An 18,156-nucleotide genomic window follows, 5' to 3' on the forward strand; every position below is an offset into this window, starting at 1 on the left:
CATCGGCGAGTCCCGGGATGCAGCCGCCTGCCGCTGGCCCCCCCGGCCAGCCCGTCCATCGGTAAACCTCTGGCTGGTCGGGACGACGTGCCCTAGGGTAGCGGCACGTTAAAGGGGAAGCTGCGCATGCATCTGTGCACGTACACCGTCGGACCGGGCAGGGGGCGCATCGGCATGCCGTCCAGGCGTATGGCCTCGGGGTTCACGCTGGTGGAGCTCATCATCACGCTCGCGGTGCTGGCAGTGCTCATCGCCATGGCGGTGCCCAGCTTCACCGCGCTGATCAACTCCAATCGGCTCGCTGCTCAATCCAATGAGCTGGTGGCGGGCTTGCAGGAAGCGCGGCTGGAGGCGCTGCGTAGCAATCGACGCGTGACGGTGTGCAGAAGCACGGATGGAGCGACGTGTAATACCGCTGCAGGCGCAACCTGGACACGCTGGATCAGTTTCGTCGATACCAACGGCAACGCTGCCGTGGATGGCGGCGAGGTCTTGCTCCGCTCGAGCAGTATCAAAGCACCCCTCGAGGTCCGCAGCACCAATCAATCGCTGACGTTCCGTGCCGATGGCATGGTGCGCGTCAATGCCACGGGTGTATTGGTCAATAACACACTCAATGTCTGCATTCCCACCACGCAGCCGGCGCAGAACAAGCGCTCGGTCACGTTGGCGGGAGGCAGTCGAATCGCCGTCACAACGCCTGCGGGCACGGGCGCCTGCCCTTGAGGTCAAAGATGGAGCCACTTGAAATCATGAGTCTGCGTTCTGCACCCCCCCGTTCACAGCGAGGAGCTGGCCTCATTGAGGTGCTGGTTGCTGTGCTCGTCATGGGTATTGGCCTGCTAGGTGTGGCTGCCATGCAGGCGACAGCACTTCGCAACAACCAGAGCGCTCTCGAGCGGACTCAGGCGACCATTCAGACCTATTCGATCCTGGATGCGATGCGGGCCAACCGCCAGCGTGCTATCGCCGGCGACTACAACATGACGCGCACCTGCACTGTACCGGCGACGGGTGCGACGCTGGCGCTGAAAGATATCCATGCGTGGTTCGCTGACATGCAAAACACGCATTCTATGGGCAACACTGCCTGCGCAAGCATCGTACAGAACGGCAATCAGTTCGTGGTAACGGTCGATTGGGATGACTCACGCGGTAGCAACAATACGGAAACCGCGCCTGCCGCCCTTCAGGATGGCATTGCGGCGCGGAACAGAGTCGTCACGGCGGTGCGCATATGAAAGCTAGGCATTCCTTCAGTAGCGCGCGCACGGCGCGTGGTGTCAGTCTGATCGAGTTGATGATCGCGCTGGTCCTGGGTCTTCTGGTGGTCGGCGCCGCCATCGGCATTTTCATGTCGAATCGCCAGGTGTTCCGTTCCGCCGACAACCTCAGCTTCGTGCAGGAAAACGGTAGAGTGGCCTTCGAGTTGCTGGCGCGCGAGCTGCGTCAGACCGCAAGTTCACCCTGTTCGGCCAAAGTGCCGATCGTCAACGTGCTCAACAACACTTCTGCCTGGGGTACGGCGTGGGGTGATGGGATTCGGGGATACGACGGGCAAGCCGCTCAAGCCTTGCCAACCGTCACAACCGGTACTGCAACGGGCAATCGGATCGCGGGCACCGATGCCGTTGAGTTGCGCTCTGGCGCCAGCGGCGACGTGACGGTGGTTGATCACAAACCAAATTCCGCGCAGTTCAAAGTCAATACCACCGCACATGGACTGGTGGATGGCGACATTGTCATGGTATGCGACTTCATCCAGGCCGCCATCTTCCAGATCACAAACGCGAGTTCGTCCAACGTGACGATCGTCCACAATAGCGGTACGGGCACGCCAGGCAACTGCAGCAAATCATTGAAGTATCCCATGCAGGTGCCATGCATCCCCAATCCGAGCACCTACTACACCTACGGACCCAACTCCGTGATCGCCAAGTTGAAGGCGACGGCTTGGTACGTCGGGGTGAGTAGCAGCGACCCGACGAGGCGCTCGCTTTATCAGGTGATGTTGACGAGTAGCGGTGCCTCACCTGCGTCTACAGTCCAAGAAGTCGCCGAAGGCGTACAGGACTTGCAACTGCAGTATCTGTCGGCAGGTGGCACCGACTACCAGGACGCCAACGCGGTAGCCAACTGGGCGCAGGTCACTGCGGTGCGCGTGGTCCTCACATTGCAGAGCAACGAGCGCGTTGATGGTGCGCCCGTCGTTCGCACCATTGCCAACACCGTTACGGTGAGGAATCGCAACTCATGAAGCCGCCTGGACCCTGTTCGCCGATGCATCAGCGAGGCGCGTCCCTTGTCGTCGTGCTCATTCTGCTGCTGGTCATGACACTGTTGGGGTTGGCCGTGCTGCGCACCACGCTGCTGGACGAGCGCATGAGCGCGAATCTTTACGACCGCAGCTTGTCCTTCCAGTCGGCCGAAACCGCCCTGCGTGATGCCGAAGCCGCGGTGCAGGCCGCTGAGCTGGCCGGTGCAATCATAGGCTTCAACTGTTCGACGGCCGGCGTTACCTGCCCGTCGATCCCCGCCAACGCGCTTTCTGGGACCACCGGGTGCTCCGGGGGCCGGAACTGCTGGACCAATGCCACGACCAACATCCAGACGTTGGCGAGCGGAGCGGGGGCGCCCCAGTACTACATCGAGTACATGGGTCAATACACCAACGAGGACGATCTCTCGCTGGCAAGTAGCGCCAACAGCGCTCAGTACGGTGGCGCGGGCGGCGTTCCGCTGCAGCATTTCTATCGAATCACGGGTCGTAGTCATGATCCGTCCGCCAATGACCGGGCCGTCGTGGTCCTGCAGTCCAACATCGTGGTCAAGTGAGGTGTGCGATGACGCTTGAATCTTTCCAGTCGGAGTCGCCCCGTCGTCAGGAGCCGCACATGCGCTCCGCACTGCGGAAGGCGAGGGAACGCACCATTGCGGTGTTGATCGGTGTGTTCGCCGTTGCGAGCGCCTTTCCAGCGGCTTCGTTGAACATCTCCCAGAAGCCGCTGTCGATCGGTCGTGATGTGCCGGGCAACCTTGCGCTCGTGCCTTCGGTGGAGTTCCCCACGCTGATCAGCGTGGCCAACTTCGGTGACTACGTGGCGACGAATACGTACGTGGGCTACTTCGATTCGGAGAAGTGCTACAGCTACGTCTACAGCGCCACGGAAAGCGAGCGTCACTTCGCTCCGAACTCCGCATCCTTAGCGCATACATGCGCAGGCGCACTGTGGAGTGGCAACTACATGAACTGGGCGGCCACCCAGACGATCGATCCGTTCCGCTCGGCCCTGACCGGTGGCTATCGTGTGCGCGACACGACGACGGCGACCTGGATTGAGAAGGCGAAGGCTGACCGGGATGGTGGCGAGAGCGCGACGGCCAACTTCCCTCGCCGCACCTACCCTGGTAGCCCGAACGCGATCGCGGTTTATGCAGCGACGGCGGCCAGTTGGGACACCATCCGCACGCGCATCGATGGCCTCGGCAACAAGATGCGCTTCACCAGTGGCGCCAACGCCACTGCGCTTGGCAACAACAACCCCGGTACGGGTCAGCCCGTCGCATACGATCCGGCCTCCCACTCGCTGAACAGTACCAACATCACCGTCAATGGCGTCCAGGTCAGCCAGGCCAATGTGGTATTCGAAGTCAGTGTGCGCGTCGCCGTGTGCGTCGCCGGAATGCTGGAAGCCAATTGCAATTCCAGCTACAGCGGGGTCGCGAAGCCGGAAGGTTTGATCCAGCAGTACGCCAACAGCATTCGGTACAGCATCTTCGGTTACCTCAACAACGGTGGCGGCACCGAGCCTGAAGGCGGTGTCATGCGCGCGCGGCAGAAGTTCGTTGGACCCGCGAGCAATTTCCCGGAGTCGGGCGCGCAGGGCAATCCCAATCGGGAGTGGGATCCGGTGACCGGCATCCTCTACCAGAATCCGGATGCCACCGACGCGACCAATACCAACGCCAGCATCGTCGATAGCGGCGTCATCAACTATCTGAACAAGTTCGGGCAGATGGAGACGGGACGCAACGCGAAGTCTTACGACAATGTCAGCGAGCTCTACTACACAGCGCTGCGCTACTTCAAACGGCAGGGCAACGTTCCCTCCTATGCGGTGGTCAGTGGCGACCGCCAACTGGCCGACGGATTCCCGGTGATCACGGATTGGGATGACCCGATCCGCTACTCGTGCCAGACCAACGTCATTCTTGGTGTCGGAGACACGAATACATGGCGCGACAAGAACCTTCCAGGCGCGACCAGCGCGGTGGGCGAGCCGGCGAAGCCCGCGGAAGTCACGGCAGATACGTCCGTTGACGTCGTTGCGATGATGAAGAACATCTGGCGTATGGAAGGGTTCAACGACGCGGATGCCACGGCGCGCTCTGCTCCCACGTACTTCAACGTTTCCGCGCACAACAACTCCGCTTACATCGCGGCATTGGCCTACGATGCACACACCCGTGACATCCGTCCGGCCACGCGCGCTAACCCGATCGCCGGCAAGCAGACGATTTCCACGTATTGGGTGGACGTGGTGGAGAACCGCGACTACAAGACGCCGCACACCAACCAGTATTCGCTGGCGACCAAGTACGGTGGTTTCACCGTTCCGGCCGGCTACAACCCCGATACCAATGTCACGCCATTGGCAGACTCGCAGTGGTGGGCCACCAATCAGTACGTGAACGGCGTGACCAGCTTCAAACGTCCTGCCAATTTCTACGTGGCTGCTGAAGCCGCGAGGATGGTGGAGAGCTTGAAGCAGGTCTTCGCGAAGATCGTTCAGGACATGCGGGGTTCGGGCGGCTCGTTCGCGTCCAATACCACCAAGCTGGAGACGGGCGCCATGACGTACCAGGCGCAGTTCTACAGCGGCGCGTGGCGTGGCGAGTTGGTGGGTTACAACGTGAACCAGAACACCGGCGCGCTGACGCAGGCCTGGACGGCGGGCTCGCAGTTCCCGGCGAACTTCGTCAATCGGCAGATCTACATCAACAATGCGGGTGCGTTGCAGCGTTTCACTCTGCTGTCGCAGGCAACGGCACTCGGGACCCAGTCCGTGGTCGACTATATCCGCGGCGACCGCACGAACGAGATGCCGGCGGGCACCCTCCGCACGCGTCAGAGCGTGCTGGGCGACATCGTCAATTCGCAACCCGTCTATGTAGGCGCCCCCAACTCACGCCTGTTCTATGGTGCTGAATTCACGGGTGCCGACGATTACATGGCGTTCGTGCTTGCCAATGCCACGCGCACACCGACCGTTTACGTCGGTGCCAACGACGGCATGCTGCATGGCTTCAATGCGACGACGGGCGCGGAAACCTTCGCCTTCATCCCATCGCAAGTGATTCCGCGATTGGCCGCACTGGCGGACCCCAACTATGTCCATCAGTACTACGTGGACGGCGACATCACGGTGGCGGATGCGTATTGGGGAGGCCAGTGGCGCACCATTCTTGTGGGCACCATGGGACGGGGCGGGCGCGGCGTCTACGCGTTGGATGTGACCAACCCGTCCAGCGTCCAGTTGTTGTGGGAGAAGACGGCGACCGATATCCCGGCGATGGGCAACTCGCTGGGCAAGCCGATCATCGGGCAGGTGGCGGATGGGGATTGGCGAGTCTTCATTGGCAACGGCCCCAATGGCAGCGGCGGCACCGCGCAGTTGGTTTCGATCCGACTCAACAATGGTGTGGTGACGACGGCGAGCACCGGCGTAGCTGGCGACAACGGTCTGTCCGGCCCGAATGTGTGGAACACGGGTGCAACCGACTTCGTCGACCGGGTCTATGCAGGCGACCTGCGCGGGAACCTGTGGCGGTTCGGTAACCTGGCCGGCACGCCGACGGTAACCTCGATGTTCCAGGCGACGGATGGCGCCATCGCCCAGCCGATCACCGCGACGCCGACCGTCTCGCGCAATCCGAACAACAACGATACGTGGGTCTACGTCGGCACGGGCAAGTACGTCAATGAAGAAGACCTTTCTGACGTCCAGGTCCAAAGCTGGTATGGCCTGATCGATCGAGGTGCGGCCATCAGCGGTCGCAATGTGCTGCAGCGGGTGGCTATCACGAGCGAATCCACTTTGGCGAATGGACTCGGCGCCCGCGTGATCGATGCCGTGACCACGCCCAGTGTCAATGGGTGGTACATGGACCTGGTCTCGCCAGTGCGAGGTGCCGAAGGTGAACGCATGGTGGTGCCGAACATTTTCCAGGGCTTGGCGTTGATCGGCACTACGCGCATCCCGGACAACACCAGCGTCTGCGACCCGAGCGGTCGCGGTTGGATCATGGCGATCAATCCGTTCACAGGCGGACGGCTGAACTCCACATTCTTCGATCTGAACAACGACGGAAACTTCAACAATAGTGACTTGTCGAACGGCGCGGTTGTATCCGGCCTCGGGCTGCCCAGCGGTCCAAACAACCCGATTTTCGTGGGTAATGTGATGCTCACCAACATGGACAACGCGGAAAGCAACGTCATCAAGACGAATTCTTCCGTGCTCGCGCCCGCACGCGTGTCGTGGCGTGAGGTGGTAGGCGACTGATTCGACAGGGGAGATGAGCATGAAGCGTCATAACGTGGATATACAAAGGAGTAGCGGTGCGGGGTTCACCCTGATCGAACTGCTGGTGGTGATTGCAATCGTGGGCATCCTGACAGCCATTGCAGTGGCGACTTATCAGGATCAGATTGTTAAGTCGCGCAGGGCGGCCGCGGCCTCCTGCCTGCAGCAGGGTGCACAGTTCATGGAGAGGTACTACACCACCAACCTCAGTTACGTGAATGCCACGCCACCCACCTGTGACGCTGAAGTGGCTGCTCACTACGCCGCTCCCAGCTTTGTAGGGACGCCCGCTGCAAAGACTTACTCGATGCAGATCGTGCCAACCGGCGCCCAGGCGACTCGAGATACCCTTTGCGGTACGTTGACGATCAACCAGCAAGGGGTGCGTGGAGAGGGCGGAACTGCCACCTCCGCAGATCAATGCTGGTGAACCCGCAAACAAAAAACCCGCGCCTCTCAGCGCGGGTTTCTTGCATTTATCTGGCGCCCGAAGTTGGACTCGAACCAACGACCCCCTGATTAACAGTCAAGTGCTCTAACCGGCTGAGCTATTCGGGCGGGGCGCGTATTGTAGCGGCGGGTTCCGTGCCGGGGCAAGTCATTCGAGCGGAATGGGGCGGGTGCTTCACTGGATCAGCAGGGGGGTGCCCGCAAAACCTTGAATTCAAAGGCTGTCCGGGGCTTCGCTGCAAGGCTCGGATTGGGTGGGGCGCGCCGTGCGCACGCGGCCAGCGTTGTTGACGACCACCAGGCCACTGACTTCACCGTCGTAGCACACGCGCAATGTCAGATTGCTCCCGGAGCTGTAGCCGGTCGGGAGGTACCTCAATTCGCGCCTCCCTGCTGTGGAGTAGATGCGAAGCCTGGGGCTTCGAGGGGCCGGATCGTTCCGATAGAGGTCAATCGTTTCATCGGGCTGGCGATTGCCGTCGGGATCCCGGAAGGTCAGCCAATGATCGCTCCAGTCGCTGTCCTGTCGGCAGGCACCGTCTCCGCGGCTGGGGCAGATCACCACCGGGACGTTGTGCGTGATCGCCGCGATGCGTGCCGAGGCGAAATGCGAGGTCAGCAGGTGCAAGGTGGTGTCCACCCGGTTGCGCTTAGAGAGAGCCCGGAAGGACGGGACGGCGAGCGCGGCCAGGATCGCGATGACCGACATGGCGACAATCATCTCGATGAGCGTTACGCCAAGTGAGCGGCGATGGGGTAGGGATGGAGCGGGCTGGTCCACCGACGCAGGCATCCTTGCCATGTCGTATCTCCTTGATTCATTCGGCAAGTCCAGCCTCGGTTCGCCACGAGCAATGCGCCATCAGGTCAGCCCTTGTCCGCGTGTAGGAAATCGCCCGCGAAGCGCTCACCATCGCGCCGCTATACTCATCGGTCGGCTCCCCGGCGACCTGAAATGACCGACCGTTTCCAGCTTGTTTCGCCCTACTCCCCGGCAGGCGACCAACCCCAGGCCATCGACAAGCTGTCGGACAATTTCGACGCCGGTGTGGCCAAGCAGACGTTGCTGGGTGTGACCGGGTCGGGCAAGACCTACACAATCGCCAACGTGGTGCAGCGGATCCAGAAGCCGACCCTGGTCATGGCGCCCAACAAGACGCTGGCCGCGCAGCTGTACGGCGAGTTCAAGGCGTTCTTCCCGCATAACGCGGTCGAGTACTTCGTCAGCTACTACGACTATTACCAGCCGGAAGCCTACGTGCCGGCCAGCGATACCTTCATCGAGAAGGACAGCTCGATCAACGAACACATCGAGCAGATGCGGCTGGCGGCAACGAAGACGTTGCTGTCGCGTCCGGACGCCCTGGTGGTGGCCACGGTGTCCGCGATCTATGGTCTGGGTGCGCCTGAAGACTATCTGTCGCTGCGCCTGATCCTGTCGTTGGGCGAGCGCATCGACCAGCGCGACCTGATCCGCCACCTGACCCAGCTGCAGTACACCCGCAACGAGTACGAGCTGCAGCGCGGTACCTTCCGGGTGCGGGGCGAGATCATCGATGTCCATCCGGCCGAAAGCGATGCGGAAGCCGTGCGCATCGAACTGTTCGACGGCGAGGTCGAAGGGCTCAGCCTGTTCGATCCACTCACCGGCGAGTCGTTGCGAAAGCTGCAGCGTTATACGGTCTATCCGAAAACGCACTACGCCACCACGCGGGAGCGCGTACTCGCCGCCATCGATACGATCAAGGTCGAACTGAAGGAGCGGCTGGAGCAGCTCTATGCCCAGAACAAGCTGGTGGAGGCGCAGCGCTTGGCGCAGCGCACCCAGTTCGATGTGGAAATGATGGCGGAAGTGGGCTTCTGTTCCGGCATCGAGAACTACTCCCGCCACCTGACCGGCAAGGCCCCCGGCGAACCACCACCGACCCTGTTCGATTACCTGCCCGCTGATGCGTTGCTGGTCATCGACGAATCGCACGTGACCATCCCGCAGATCGGCGCCATGTACAAGGGCGACCGGTCGCGCAAGGAGACGCTGGTGGAGTTCGGCTTCCGTCTGCCGTCGGCGCTGGACAACCGGCCGCTGCGCTTCGAAGAATGGGAAGCCCGCTCGCCGCGCAGCATCTACGTGTCGGCGACGCCGGGGCCGTACGAACTGCGCGAATCCAGCGACGAGATCGTCGAACTGGTGGTGCGTCCGACCGGCCTGATCGATCCGGAGGTGGAGATCCGGCCGGTCGGCACGCAGGTGGATGACCTGTTGTCGCAGATCAACGAGCGGGTGGGATGGGGCGATCGCGTGCTGGTCACCACGCTGACCAAGCGTATGGCCGAGAATCTCACCGAATACCTGGGCGATCACGGCATCAAGGTGCGCTATCTGCATTCGGACGTGGACACGGTCGAGCGCGTGGAGATCATCCGCGACCTGCGCTTGGGTAAGTTCGACGTGCTGGTGGGCATCAACCTGCTGCGCGAGGGCCTGGATATGCCCGAGGTCTCTCTGGTGGCGATCCTGGACGCAGACAAGGAAGGCTTCCTGCGATCTACCGGCTCGCTGATCCAGACCATCGGCCGCGCCGCGCGCAACCTGCGCGGCAAGGCGATCCTCTACGCGGACCGGATCACCCGTTCGATGCAGGCAGCGATGGACGAGACCAGCCGTCGCCGCGAGAAGCAGGTGGAGTACAACGAAGCGCATGGCATCACGCCCCAGTCCGTGGCCAGGCCCATCGTGGACATCCTGGAAGGCGCGCGCAGCGAGGCCGCCAGCGAAGGCAAGGGTGGCCGGGGCAAGGCGCGGCGCGTGGCCGAGGAGCCTGCCGAGTACGGCGTGATGGACCCCGCGAAGGCGGTGGCCAAGATCAAGGTGCTGGAGCAGCAGATGTACCAGCACGCCCGCGACCTGGAGTTCGAGGACGCTGCGCGCCTGCGCGACCAGATCCAGCGGCTCAAGGAGGCCAGCCTCGGCGGCTGAAACGCCGGGTACGGCCCCTGGTTGTCGGCGACCCCGCTTCCGGGCTAGAATTCGCGCCCCTGCAAAGGGCAAGACCGGGCGGTTAGCTCAGCGGTAGAGCACTACCTTGACATGGTAGGGGTCACAGGTTCGAACCCTGTACCGCCCACCACGCTTCCAGAGCGTGGATTCCGGCAAGCCGGGCCTTCCCTTCGCGCCATCCGCATTCACGAGGTGGCCCGCGGAAACGCCGGCCGAGCGTGCGACATGAGCACTACCACCGCCTGAATCTGGTACTGCCCGAGGCACTGCATCCCGTAGGCGCCCTCGTGGCGCTTTTTTCATGTCCGTTTCCCTGCCTGGCCGCCCCGAGCGCTGGCGCCCCTCCCAATCGAGTCCGTACCCGATGATCACGATCACGCTCCCCGACGGCAGCCGCCGCGAGTTCGAGAATCCCGTCTCCGTCATGCAGGTGGCCCAGTCCATCGGCGCCGGCCTGGCGAAGGCCACCGTGGCCGGTGCCGTCGATGGCGTGCTGGTCGATGCCAGCGACGTCATCGACCATGACGCCGCGCTGCGCATCATCACCCCGAAGGACGAAGAGGGCGTGGAGATCATCCGTCACTCGTGCGCGCACCTGGTCGGCCATGCGGTCAAGCAGCTGTACCCGGACGTGAAGATGGTCATCGGCCCGGTCATCGCCGAAGGCTTCTACTACGACATCTACAGCGAGCGCCCGTTTACGCCAGAGGACCTGGCGGCGGTCGAGCAGCGCATGCAGGAGCTGATCGCGCAGGACTACGACGTCATCAAGAAGATGACGCCGCGCGCAGAGGTGGTGGACGTGTTCAAGGCGCGTGGCGAGGAGTACAAGCTGCGCCTGATCGAGGACATGGGGCCTGAAGTGACGGCCATGGGCCTGTACTACCACCAGGAATACGTGGACATGTGCCGCGGCCCGCACGTGCCGAACACGCGCTTCCTGAAGGCGTTCAAGCTGACCCGCATCTCCGGCGCCTACTGGCGCGGGGACGCCAAGAACGAGCAGCTGCAACGCATCTACGGCACGGCCTGGGCCGACAAGAAGCAGCTGGAGGCCTATATCCAGCGCGTCGAAGAGGCCGAGAAGCGCGACCATCGCAAGATCGGCAAGCAGCAAGAACTGTTCCACCTGCAGGAAGAGGCGCCGGGCCTGGTGTTCTGGCACCCGAAGGGTTGGGCCATCTGGCAGGTGGTCGAGCAGTACATGCGCAAGGTCTACCGCGACAGCGGGTATCAGGAAGTGCGTTGCCCGCAGATCCTCGATGTCGCCTTGTGGAAGAAGTCCGGCCACTGGGACAACTACAAGGAAAACATGTTCTTCAGCGAGTCGGAGAACCGCACCTACGCGGTCAAGCCGATGAACTGTCCCGGCCATGTGCAGGTGTTCAACCAGGGGCTGCACAGCTACCGCGACCTGCCGATCCGCTACGGCGAGTTCGGCGCCTGCCATCGCAACGAGCCGTCGGGCGCACTGCACGGCATCCTGCGCGTGCGTGGCTTCACCCAGGACGACGGCCACATCTTCTGCACGGAAGACCAGATCGAGGCCGAGGTCACGGCGTTCCACCAGCAGGCGCTGAAGGTCTACTCGGACTTCGGCTTTGAAGACATCCAGATCAAGATCGCCCTGCGCCCCGATTCCCGCCTGGGCGACGACGCCACCTGGGACAAGGCCGAGGCCGCCTTGCGCGCCGCCCTGCGCAGCTGCGGGGTGGAGTGGCAGGAGCTGCCGGGTGAGGGTGCTTTCTACGGCCCGAAGATCGAGTACCACCTGAAGGACGCGATCGGCCGAACCTGGCAGCTGGGCACGATGCAGGTCGACTTCATGATGCCGGGCCGCCTCGGCGCCGAGTACGTGGACGAGAACAGCCAACGCCAGCAGCCGGTCATGCTGCACCGGGCCATCGTGGGCTCGATGGAGCGGTTCATCGGCATCCTGATCGAGCACCATGCTGGTGCATTCCCGTCCTGGCTGGCGCCCCAGCAGGCGGTGGTCATGAACATCACCGACGCCCAGGCCGATTACGTGGCCGAAGTCCGGAAAACCCTTGCAAATCAAGGCTTCCGGGTGGCGGCGGATTTGCGGAACGAGAAGATCGGCTATAAGATTCGCGAGCACACGCTGCAGCGGGTGCCATACCTGCTGGTGGTCGGAGACCGCGAGAAGGAGAATGGCGCCATCGCCGTGCGTACGCGTTCGGGAGAAGATCTCGGCAGCATGTCCGTTGCCGCCTTCGCCGAACGTTTGCGGAACGAGCACGCCGCGCAATAATTGGTTCCGGTCCTTCGAGGGCCGGCGCACTCATCCCTGGAGACTGCAACATCAGCATCCCTGACAACAAGCAAAACCGTAAAAACCACGAGATCCGCGTGCCGCGGGTGCGCGTGATCGGTTCCGATGGCGAGATGATCGGCGTGCTTACGCGCGACGAAGCCCTGGCCAAGGCGGAGGATGAAGGCTTGGATCTGGTCGAGATCCAGCCCAACGCCGAGCCGCCCGTCTGCAAGATCATGGACTTCGGCAAGTTCAAGTTCGAAGCGCAGAAGAAGGCCAACGAGGCCAAGAAGAAGCAGAAGCAGGTCGAGATCAAGGAACTGAAGTTCCGTCCCGTCACCGACGAGGGCGACTATCAGATCAAGATGCGCAACATCCGCCGCTTCCTGGAAGAGGGCGACAAGGTCAAGGTCAACATCCGCTTCCGTGGCCGTGAAATGAGCCACCAGGAGCTGGGTCGCGAGATGGCTGCGCGCATCGAGGCGGAGCTGGGCGATGAAATCGTCATCGAGTCCCGTCCGCGCCTCGAAGGCCGCCAGATGGTCATGATGATCGCGCCGAAGAAGAAGTAAGACGAAGCAAAAGGCCGCCTAGTGCGGCCTTTTTGCTGTATCAGGGGGGGAGTCCATGTTTTGCAGGCGCTTTGTCGCAGCCGCGGCATGCATCATGCTGCTCGCAGCCTTTACCTACCCGACCCAGCTGAAACCCGTGGCGCAGGGCACGTCATTGCCCCCCGGTTTCGTTGATGATCGCCCCGCCAAGCAGCTGAAGTCCGGCTTTGAGTCGCTGCTGATCACCAACTGCGCTTACGCATCCGTGCGTATCGGTGATGAGGATATCGAGCCGGATCTCGCTTTGTTGCTGGCCGAAATGTTGCAGCAGCGTTTCGGCGAGCGCTTGAAGGGAAAAGCCGTCGAGCTGAAGGCCTTCACCGTGCATCTGAATGGCGCTGCGGCAATGCGCGCCCAGATGGCCCAGATGTATACGGGCCTGATCCCCAACCTGATGAACAAACGGGAGAAGGTCGGGTGCGCGCCGGATGACCTGCAGGGCGGCTATACGCTGGGAGAGGTGCCTGCCGGCACGACACCACTGGTGCTGGTCATCGACATCGAGATCGATCAGCAGCCTTTCCATGCGCGCGCGATAGCGCCGTTCGCGGCGCAGTACCCCCCGCGCAAACGCGCGGGCGATGATGCAAAACGGCAGTGGAACGACGCGGTCGATAGCCTGGCGCGTGTGCTGCTCACCCGGCTCGGGGACGATATAGGCGAACGGATGTTCGGTGATCCGCCGACGTTGCCGCCGCTACCCAGTGACAGCGAGGTAGCTCCGGCGCCCGAGGTATTGCCGGTCGGTGATCCGGGTGAGGCAGGGCAGGTTCCGGCGCCGGAAGGACAGGCCGAGTCTTCCCCGCAGGGGGCGGGTCACTGACTACCGCCGTGCCCACGGGGCTCTTGCGGGGCTGAAGCCCATGATTTGCAAGGAAATCCAAGGGCGGGCATAATACGCGGCCCGGTACGCCGGGAGGCTGCTTGCAGCCGATGGACCCGTCGCTGGTTTCGTTCTGGAATCAACGACTTACAAGCCGATATGGGCATGGATGGAAAGAGTGGCCTTTCAATCTTCGCGGCAAAGCCGCAAAGCATTGAAAGGGCGCCGCCCGGATCAGTGACATAAACCCGTCAAGGACATAGCAATGCCCAAGATCAAGACCCACCGGGCGGCGGCGAAGCGTTTTCGCAAGACCGCATCCGGCAAGTTCAAGGCTGGCCACGCCAACCGTAGCCACATCCTCACCAAGAAAGCGACCAAGCGTAAGCGCGGCCTGCGTGCGACGAATATCATTCGCGCCGAGGACAGCGGCCGTTTGAACCGCATGCTTCCCTACCTCTGAGGATTTGAGACATGGCACGAGTTAAGCGTGGCGTGACGGCGCGTCGCCGTCACAAGAAAGTCCTCCACCTCGCCAAGGGCTACTACAACGCCCGTCGCAAGGTGTTCCGCGTCGCCAAGCAGGCGGTCATCAAGGCGGGTCAGTACGCCTACATCGGCCGCAAGCAGAAGAAGCGCAACTTCCGTTCGCTGTGGATCACCCGCATCAACGCGGCTGCCCGTCTGAACGGTCTCAGCTACAGCCGTTTCATGAACGGCCTGCTGAAGGCTGGCATCACCCTGGACCGCAAGGTGCTGGCGGACATCGCCGTGCACGACGCGACCGGTTTTGCGGCCCTGGCTGAAAAGGCGAAGGGCGCACTCGCGGCGTAAGCCGCGTCTCCACCGTAAAGCACTCCGGCAGTCCATCGTCGGGAACACGTGGGGAAGGGCGCGAGTCCTTCCCCATTGTTTTTTGCGGCGCCGGTACGGGCCGCGGCAACCAGGATCGTCCATGAGCGAAATCGAGGCCCTGTCCACGCAAGCCCTGTCCGACGTCGCGGCGGCGCAGTCGCCGGATGCGGTGGAGCAGCTGCGTGTCGCCCTCCTCGGCAAGAGTGGCAGTGTCACCACGCAGCTGAAGCAGTTGGGCGCGTTGCCCGCCGACCAGCGCAAGGCGGCCGGTGAAGCGATCAATCGCGCGCGCGATGCCATTGGTGACGCGCTTTCGGCCCGCAAGGCGATCCTGGAAGACGCTGCGCTCGACGCTCGCCTGGCCGGCGAAACCATCGACATCACGCTGCCGGGCCGTAACGGCACGCGCGGCGGCTTGCATCCCATCAGTCGCACGCTGGAACGCATCGCCGACATCTTCGGCCGCCTGGGCTACGAATTGGCCGACGGTCCGGAGATCGAGGACGACTGGCACAACTTCGAGGCGCTGAACTTCCCGCCGCACCATCCGGCGCGCGCGATGCACGACACGTTCTACTTCGGCGATGGCCGACTGCTGCGCACGCACACCTCCGGCGTGCAGGTGCGCTACATGGACGCGCACCAGCCGCCGCTGCGCATGATCGCGGCGGGCAAGGTGTACCGCAGCGACAGCGACCAGACCCATTCGCCGATGTTCCACCAGGTCGAAGGCCTGCTGGTCGACGAGCATTCCACGTTCGCCGACCTCAAGGGCACGCTGGCCGAGTTCGTGCGCGCATTCTTCGAGCGCGACTTCGAGATGCGCTTCCGCCCCAGCTACTTCCCGTTCGTCGAACCGGGTGCGGAAGTCGACATCGCCTGGCAGCAGCCGGACGGCAGCACGCGCTGGCTGGAAGTGCTCGGCTGCGGCATGGTGCACCCGAACGTGCTGCGCAACTGCGGCATCGATCCGGAGCGCTACACCGGCTTCGCGTTCGGCCTGGGCGTGGAGCGCTTCGCGATGCTGCGCTACGGCGTCAACGACCTGCGCGCGTTCTTCGAGAACGACGTGCGGTTCCTGCGGCAGTTCGCGTAGCGCTCCGGCGAAACGACGATACCTGACTCTTGAAGACGGCGGGCCCGGGCCCGCCCTACGGATCACGAACGATGAAGTTTTCTGAAAACTGGTTGCGCAGCCATGTTCCTGCCCAGGCCACCCGCGACGAACTTTCCGCGACACTGACCGCGATCGGCCTGGAGGTCGAAGACGTCACCGCGTTGGGCGATGGCCTGTCGAACGTGGTGGTGGCGCGCATCGTCGAATGCGCGAAGCATCCCGAAGCCGATCGCCTGCAGGTCTGCCAGGTGGATGCGGGGCAGGGCGGTCTGTTGCAGATCGTCTGCGGCGCGCCGAACGCGCGTCCGGGTCTGCTCGCACCGCTGGCGATGGTCGGCGCCAACGTCGGCGGCATCGCCATCAAGGCGGCCAAGCTGCGGGGCGTGGAATCGAACGGCATGCTGTGCTCGGCCAAGGAGCTGGGCATCGACGCCGATGCCTCCGGCCTGCTCGAGCTGCCTGCCGACGCGCCCGTCGGCATGCCGGTCGCCTACTATCTCGGCCTGCCCGACGCCAGCATCGAGATCAAGCTGACGCCGAACCGCGCCGATTGCTTTAGCGTGCGCGGCATTGCTTACGACGTCGCGGCCTCGCTCGGCAGCGAAGTGAAGGTGCTGGACGCCGCACCCGTGCCGGCGCAGAGCCCGGTGACCCTGGAAGTTGCGCTGGAGGCCGGTGCGAAGGTGCCGCGCTTCGCCGGTCGCGTGATCGAAGGCGTCAACGCCCAGGCGGCCACGCCGGTGTGGATGGCCGAACGCCTGCGCCGCAGCGGCGTACGCCCGATCAGTTTCCTGGTGGACGTCACCCAGTACGTGATGCTCGAACTCGGACAGCCGATGCACGCCTTCGACCGCGATACGCTGACCGCTCCGGTCATCGTGCGTCCCGCGCGTGCGGGCGAGGAGGCCAAGCTGCTGGACGGTCGTACCGTATCGCTTGATGACGACTTCCTGGTGGTGTCCGACAGCCGCGGCGGCCGTGCCGCGCGCGCCGTCGCCCTGGGCGGCATCATGGGTGGCCTCGACACGCGTGTGACCGACGCGACGACGAACGTCTTCCTCGAAGCGGCGCACTGGATTCCGTCCGCCATCATCGGCCGCAGCCGCAAGCTGGGCCTGCACACCGATGCCGGCCATCGTTTCGAGCGCGGCGTCGATCCCGAACTGCCGCGTCTGGCCGTCGAATACGCGACCCGCCTGATCCTCGATGTCGCCGGCGGTACGCCGGGCCCGACGACGGTGGTCGAGCATGCCGAACATCTCCCGGCGCCGACGGCGATCCGCCTGCGTCGCGCGCGCATCGCCCGCGTGCTGGGCGTGGAGATCGCGGATGCCGAGATCGAACGCATCCTACGCGCGCTGGGCCTGCAGGCGGCAGCGGTGGCCGAGGGCTGGAGCGTGGTGGCGCCGACGCGTCGCTTCGACATCGCCATCGAAGAAGATCTGATCGAAGAGCTCGCCCGTATCCACGGCTACGACCGCGTGCCCACCACGCTGCCCGGCGGCGCGACCCGCATCGCCTCGCCCAGCGAGACACGCGTGGAAGCCGGTGTCGTGCGCCGCCAGTTGGCGGCGCGTGACTGCATGGAAACGGTCAACTTCGCGTTTGTCGACGCGCAGTGGCTCGCGCAATGGCAGCTGTCGGAAGGTGCGGTACCGCTGGCCAATCCGTTGAGCGCGGAATTGGCCGTGATGCGGACGGCGCTGCTGCCGGGTGTCGTGGCTGCACTGCAACGCAATGCCGCCCGCCAGGCGGGCCGCGTGCGACTGTTCGAGATCGGCAACGCCTTCGAAGCGGTGGCCGGTGCGGCACCGCGCGAGACCACCCGTCTGGCTGCCGCGGTGATCGGCGACGCGGTGGGCGAACAATGGGGAGAGCCGACCCGCAAGGTCGATTTCCATGACCTGAAGGGCGATCTCGAGAGCGTCGCGGCGCTGTCCGGCGCCACGTTGGAGTTCCGCCCGTCCCGCGCCCCGCACGGTCACCCCGGCCGCTCGGCCGACATCTACCGTGAGGGCGAGAAGATCGGCTGGATCGGCCAACTGCATCCGCGCCTGCAGCGCGCGCTGGCCCTGGATGCGGACGTGTTCGCGTTCGAAGTGGACCTGGCGCCGCTCAGCGACCGCGCGTTGTCGCGTGCCGGGGAGCTGTCGCGGTACCCGTCCGTCCGCCGGGACCTCGCGTTCGTCGTCGCCGACGACGTGCCCTGGACGGCCATCGCAGCCACGGTACGGACGGCCTCAGGCCCGCTATTGCGGGACATCCTGCTGTTCGACCGGTACGTCGGGCAGGGGGTCGAATCGGGACAAAAGAGTCTCGCTATGGGCTTGATTTTGCAGGACAACTCACGCACTCTGACCGACCGCGACGTGGAGCAGGTAGTGGCCGCGGTGGTGGCCGCGATCGGCGAGGCGCATGGCGCCCGGATCCGCGGATGAAC

15 protein-coding genes and 2 tRNA genes are annotated in these 18,156 nt (G+C 63.6%); 15 read left to right on the forward strand and 2 right to left on the reverse strand.

Translation table 11 applies throughout. The features are described from left to right. Window positions 1-126: 126 nt before the first annotated feature. The 6 genes from BM365_RS15285 to BM365_RS15310 are packed head-to-tail and all read left to right on the forward strand — an operon-like array spanning window position 127 to window position 7,017. Window positions 127-726 carry a GspH/FimT family pseudopilin gene (locus BM365_RS15285; RefSeq protein WP_233210826.1) on the forward strand — a complete coding sequence of 200 codons (600 nt, stop codon included), beginning with the start codon at window positions 127-129 and terminating at the stop codon, window positions 724-726. A gap of 8 nt (window positions 727-734) precedes the next feature. After that, a complete protein-coding gene (gene pilV / locus BM365_RS15290) occupies window positions 735-1,241 on the forward strand; it encodes a type IV pilus modification protein PilV (RefSeq protein WP_233210827.1) in 507 nt (168 codons plus the stop codon). Further along, window positions 1,238-2,257 (forward strand): PilW family protein, encoded by a 1,020-nt coding sequence (locus tag BM365_RS15295; RefSeq protein WP_093490355.1) that lies wholly within the window; start codon window positions 1,238-1,240, stop codon window positions 2,255-2,257. The genes pilV and BM365_RS15295 overlap by 4 nt, the downstream gene beginning before the upstream one ends. Then, window positions 2,254-2,835 (forward strand): pilus assembly PilX family protein, encoded by a 582-nt coding sequence (locus BM365_RS15300; protein ID WP_175502101.1) that lies wholly within the window; start codon window positions 2,254-2,256, stop codon window positions 2,833-2,835. Before BM365_RS15295 ends, BM365_RS15300 begins: the two co-directional genes overlap by 4 nt. A 59-nt stretch (window positions 2,836-2,894) precedes the next feature. Beyond that, window positions 2,895-6,566: a pilus assembly protein gene (locus BM365_RS15305; RefSeq protein WP_093490357.1), complete on the forward strand. Its 3,672-nt coding sequence runs from the start codon at window positions 2,895-2,897 to the stop codon at window positions 6,564-6,566. 19 nt (window positions 6,567-6,585) lie between these two features. Further along, entirely contained in the window at window positions 6,586-7,017 is a 432-nt protein-coding gene (locus BM365_RS15310; RefSeq protein WP_254772711.1) for a type IV pilin protein, read from the forward strand. A gap of 51 nt (window positions 7,018-7,068) precedes the next feature. Here the strand turns inward: BM365_RS15310 and BM365_RS15315 are convergent. Together BM365_RS15315 and BM365_RS15320 are read right to left on the reverse strand one after the other, a co-directional pair. Further along, window positions 7,069-7,145 (reverse strand) — tRNA-Asn (locus BM365_RS15315). Window positions 7,146-7,251: 106 nt separating this feature from the next. After that, window positions 7,252-7,839 (reverse strand): GspH/FimT family pseudopilin, encoded by a 588-nt coding sequence (locus tag BM365_RS15320; RefSeq protein WP_093490359.1) that lies wholly within the window; start codon window positions 7,837-7,839, stop codon window positions 7,252-7,254. A 153-nt stretch (window positions 7,840-7,992) separates the two neighbouring features. Between BM365_RS15320 and uvrB the strand changes: the two genes are divergently transcribed. The 9 genes from uvrB (at window position 7,993) to pheT (ending at window position 18,154) form a co-directional block, all read left to right on the forward strand. Further along, the gene (gene uvrB / locus BM365_RS15325) at window positions 7,993-10,014 is read left to right on the forward strand and encodes an excinuclease ABC subunit UvrB (protein ID WP_093490360.1); all 2,022 of its coding nucleotides are present in this window, start codon (window positions 7,993-7,995) and stop codon (window positions 10,012-10,014) included. A gap of 76 nt (window positions 10,015-10,090) precedes the next feature. Next, window positions 10,091-10,165, forward strand: a tRNA-Val gene (locus BM365_RS15330). Window positions 10,166-10,399: 234 nt separating this feature from the next. Continuing rightward, a complete protein-coding gene (gene thrS / locus BM365_RS15335) occupies window positions 10,400-12,307 on the forward strand; it encodes a threonine--tRNA ligase (protein WP_093490361.1) in 1,908 nt (635 codons plus the stop codon). 50 nt (window positions 12,308-12,357) lie between these two features. Further along, window positions 12,358-12,882 carry a translation initiation factor IF-3 gene (infC, locus tag BM365_RS15340; RefSeq protein ID WP_233210880.1) on the forward strand — a complete coding sequence of 175 codons (525 nt, stop codon included), beginning with the start codon at window positions 12,358-12,360 and terminating at the stop codon, window positions 12,880-12,882. A gap of 94 nt (window positions 12,883-12,976) precedes the next feature. After that, complete coding sequence (locus tag BM365_RS15345; RefSeq protein ID WP_093490363.1) at window positions 12,977-13,744, forward strand: hypothetical protein; 768 nt, start codon at window positions 12,977-12,979, stop codon at window positions 13,742-13,744. 265 nt (window positions 13,745-14,009) lie between these two features. Next, window positions 14,010-14,207 (forward strand): 50S ribosomal protein L35, encoded by a 198-nt coding sequence (gene rpmI, locus BM365_RS15350; RefSeq protein WP_014160066.1) that lies wholly within the window; start codon window positions 14,010-14,012, stop codon window positions 14,205-14,207. Window positions 14,208-14,218: 11 nt separating this feature from the next. After that, a complete protein-coding gene (gene rplT, locus BM365_RS15355; RefSeq protein WP_056878215.1) occupies window positions 14,219-14,578 on the forward strand; it encodes a 50S ribosomal protein L20 in 360 nt (119 codons plus the stop codon). 121 nt (window positions 14,579-14,699) lie between these two features. Further along, the gene (gene pheS, locus BM365_RS15360; protein WP_093490364.1) at window positions 14,700-15,695 is read left to right on the forward strand and encodes a phenylalanine--tRNA ligase subunit alpha; all 996 of its coding nucleotides are present in this window, start codon (window positions 14,700-14,702) and stop codon (window positions 15,693-15,695) included. A gap of 71 nt (window positions 15,696-15,766) precedes the next feature. Next, complete coding sequence (gene pheT / locus BM365_RS15365; RefSeq protein WP_093490365.1) at window positions 15,767-18,154, forward strand: phenylalanine--tRNA ligase subunit beta; 2,388 nt, start codon at window positions 15,767-15,769, stop codon at window positions 18,152-18,154. Window positions 18,155-18,156: the final 2 nt, after the last annotated feature.

The organism is Pseudoxanthomonas sp. YR558, assembly GCF_900116385.1.
GTDB lineage: Bacteria > Pseudomonadota > Gammaproteobacteria > Xanthomonadales > Xanthomonadaceae > Pseudoxanthomonas_A.

What these genes read in the sequence shown, in the direction of transcription:
- pheT (WP_093490365.1), top strand. Translation starts at nt 15,767, where the DNA reads ATGAAGTTTTCTGAAAACTGGTTGCGCAGCCATGTTCCTGCCCAGGCC.
- pheS (WP_093490364.1), top strand. Translation starts at nt 14,700, where the DNA reads ATGAGCGAAATCGAGGCCCTGTCCACGCAAGCCCTGTCCGACGTCGCG.
- BM365_RS15305 (WP_093490357.1), top strand. Translation starts at nt 2,895, where the DNA reads ATGCGCTCCGCACTGCGGAAGGCGAGGGAACGCACCATTGCGGTGTTG.
- BM365_RS15300 (WP_175502101.1), top strand. Translation starts at nt 2,254, where the DNA reads ATGAAGCCGCCTGGACCCTGTTCGCCGATGCATCAGCGAGGCGCGTCC.
- thrS (WP_093490361.1), top strand. Translation starts at nt 10,400, where the DNA reads ATGATCACGATCACGCTCCCCGACGGCAGCCGCCGCGAGTTCGAGAAT.
- rpmI (WP_014160066.1), top strand. Translation starts at nt 14,010, where the DNA reads ATGCCCAAGATCAAGACCCACCGGGCGGCGGCGAAGCGTTTTCGCAAG.
- BM365_RS15345 (WP_093490363.1), top strand. Translation starts at nt 12,977, where the DNA reads ATGCTGCTCGCAGCCTTTACCTACCCGACCCAGCTGAAACCCGTGGCG.
- rplT (WP_056878215.1), top strand. Translation starts at nt 14,219, where the DNA reads ATGGCACGAGTTAAGCGTGGCGTGACGGCGCGTCGCCGTCACAAGAAA.
- BM365_RS15320 (WP_093490359.1), bottom strand. Translation starts at nt 7,839, where the DNA reads ATGGCAAGGATGCCTGCGTCGGTGGACCAGCCCGCTCCATCCCTACCC.
- BM365_RS15285 (WP_233210826.1), top strand. Translation starts at nt 127, where the DNA reads ATGCATCTGTGCACGTACACCGTCGGACCGGGCAGGGGGCGCATCGGC.
- BM365_RS15310 (WP_254772711.1), top strand. Translation starts at nt 6,586, where the DNA reads ATGAAGCGTCATAACGTGGATATACAAAGGAGTAGCGGTGCGGGGTTC.
- BM365_RS15295 (WP_093490355.1), top strand. Translation starts at nt 1,238, where the DNA reads ATGAAAGCTAGGCATTCCTTCAGTAGCGCGCGCACGGCGCGTGGTGTC.
- pilV (WP_233210827.1), top strand. Translation starts at nt 735, where the DNA reads ATGGAGCCACTTGAAATCATGAGTCTGCGTTCTGCACCCCCCCGTTCA.
- uvrB (WP_093490360.1), top strand. Translation starts at nt 7,993, where the DNA reads ATGACCGACCGTTTCCAGCTTGTTTCGCCCTACTCCCCGGCAGGCGAC.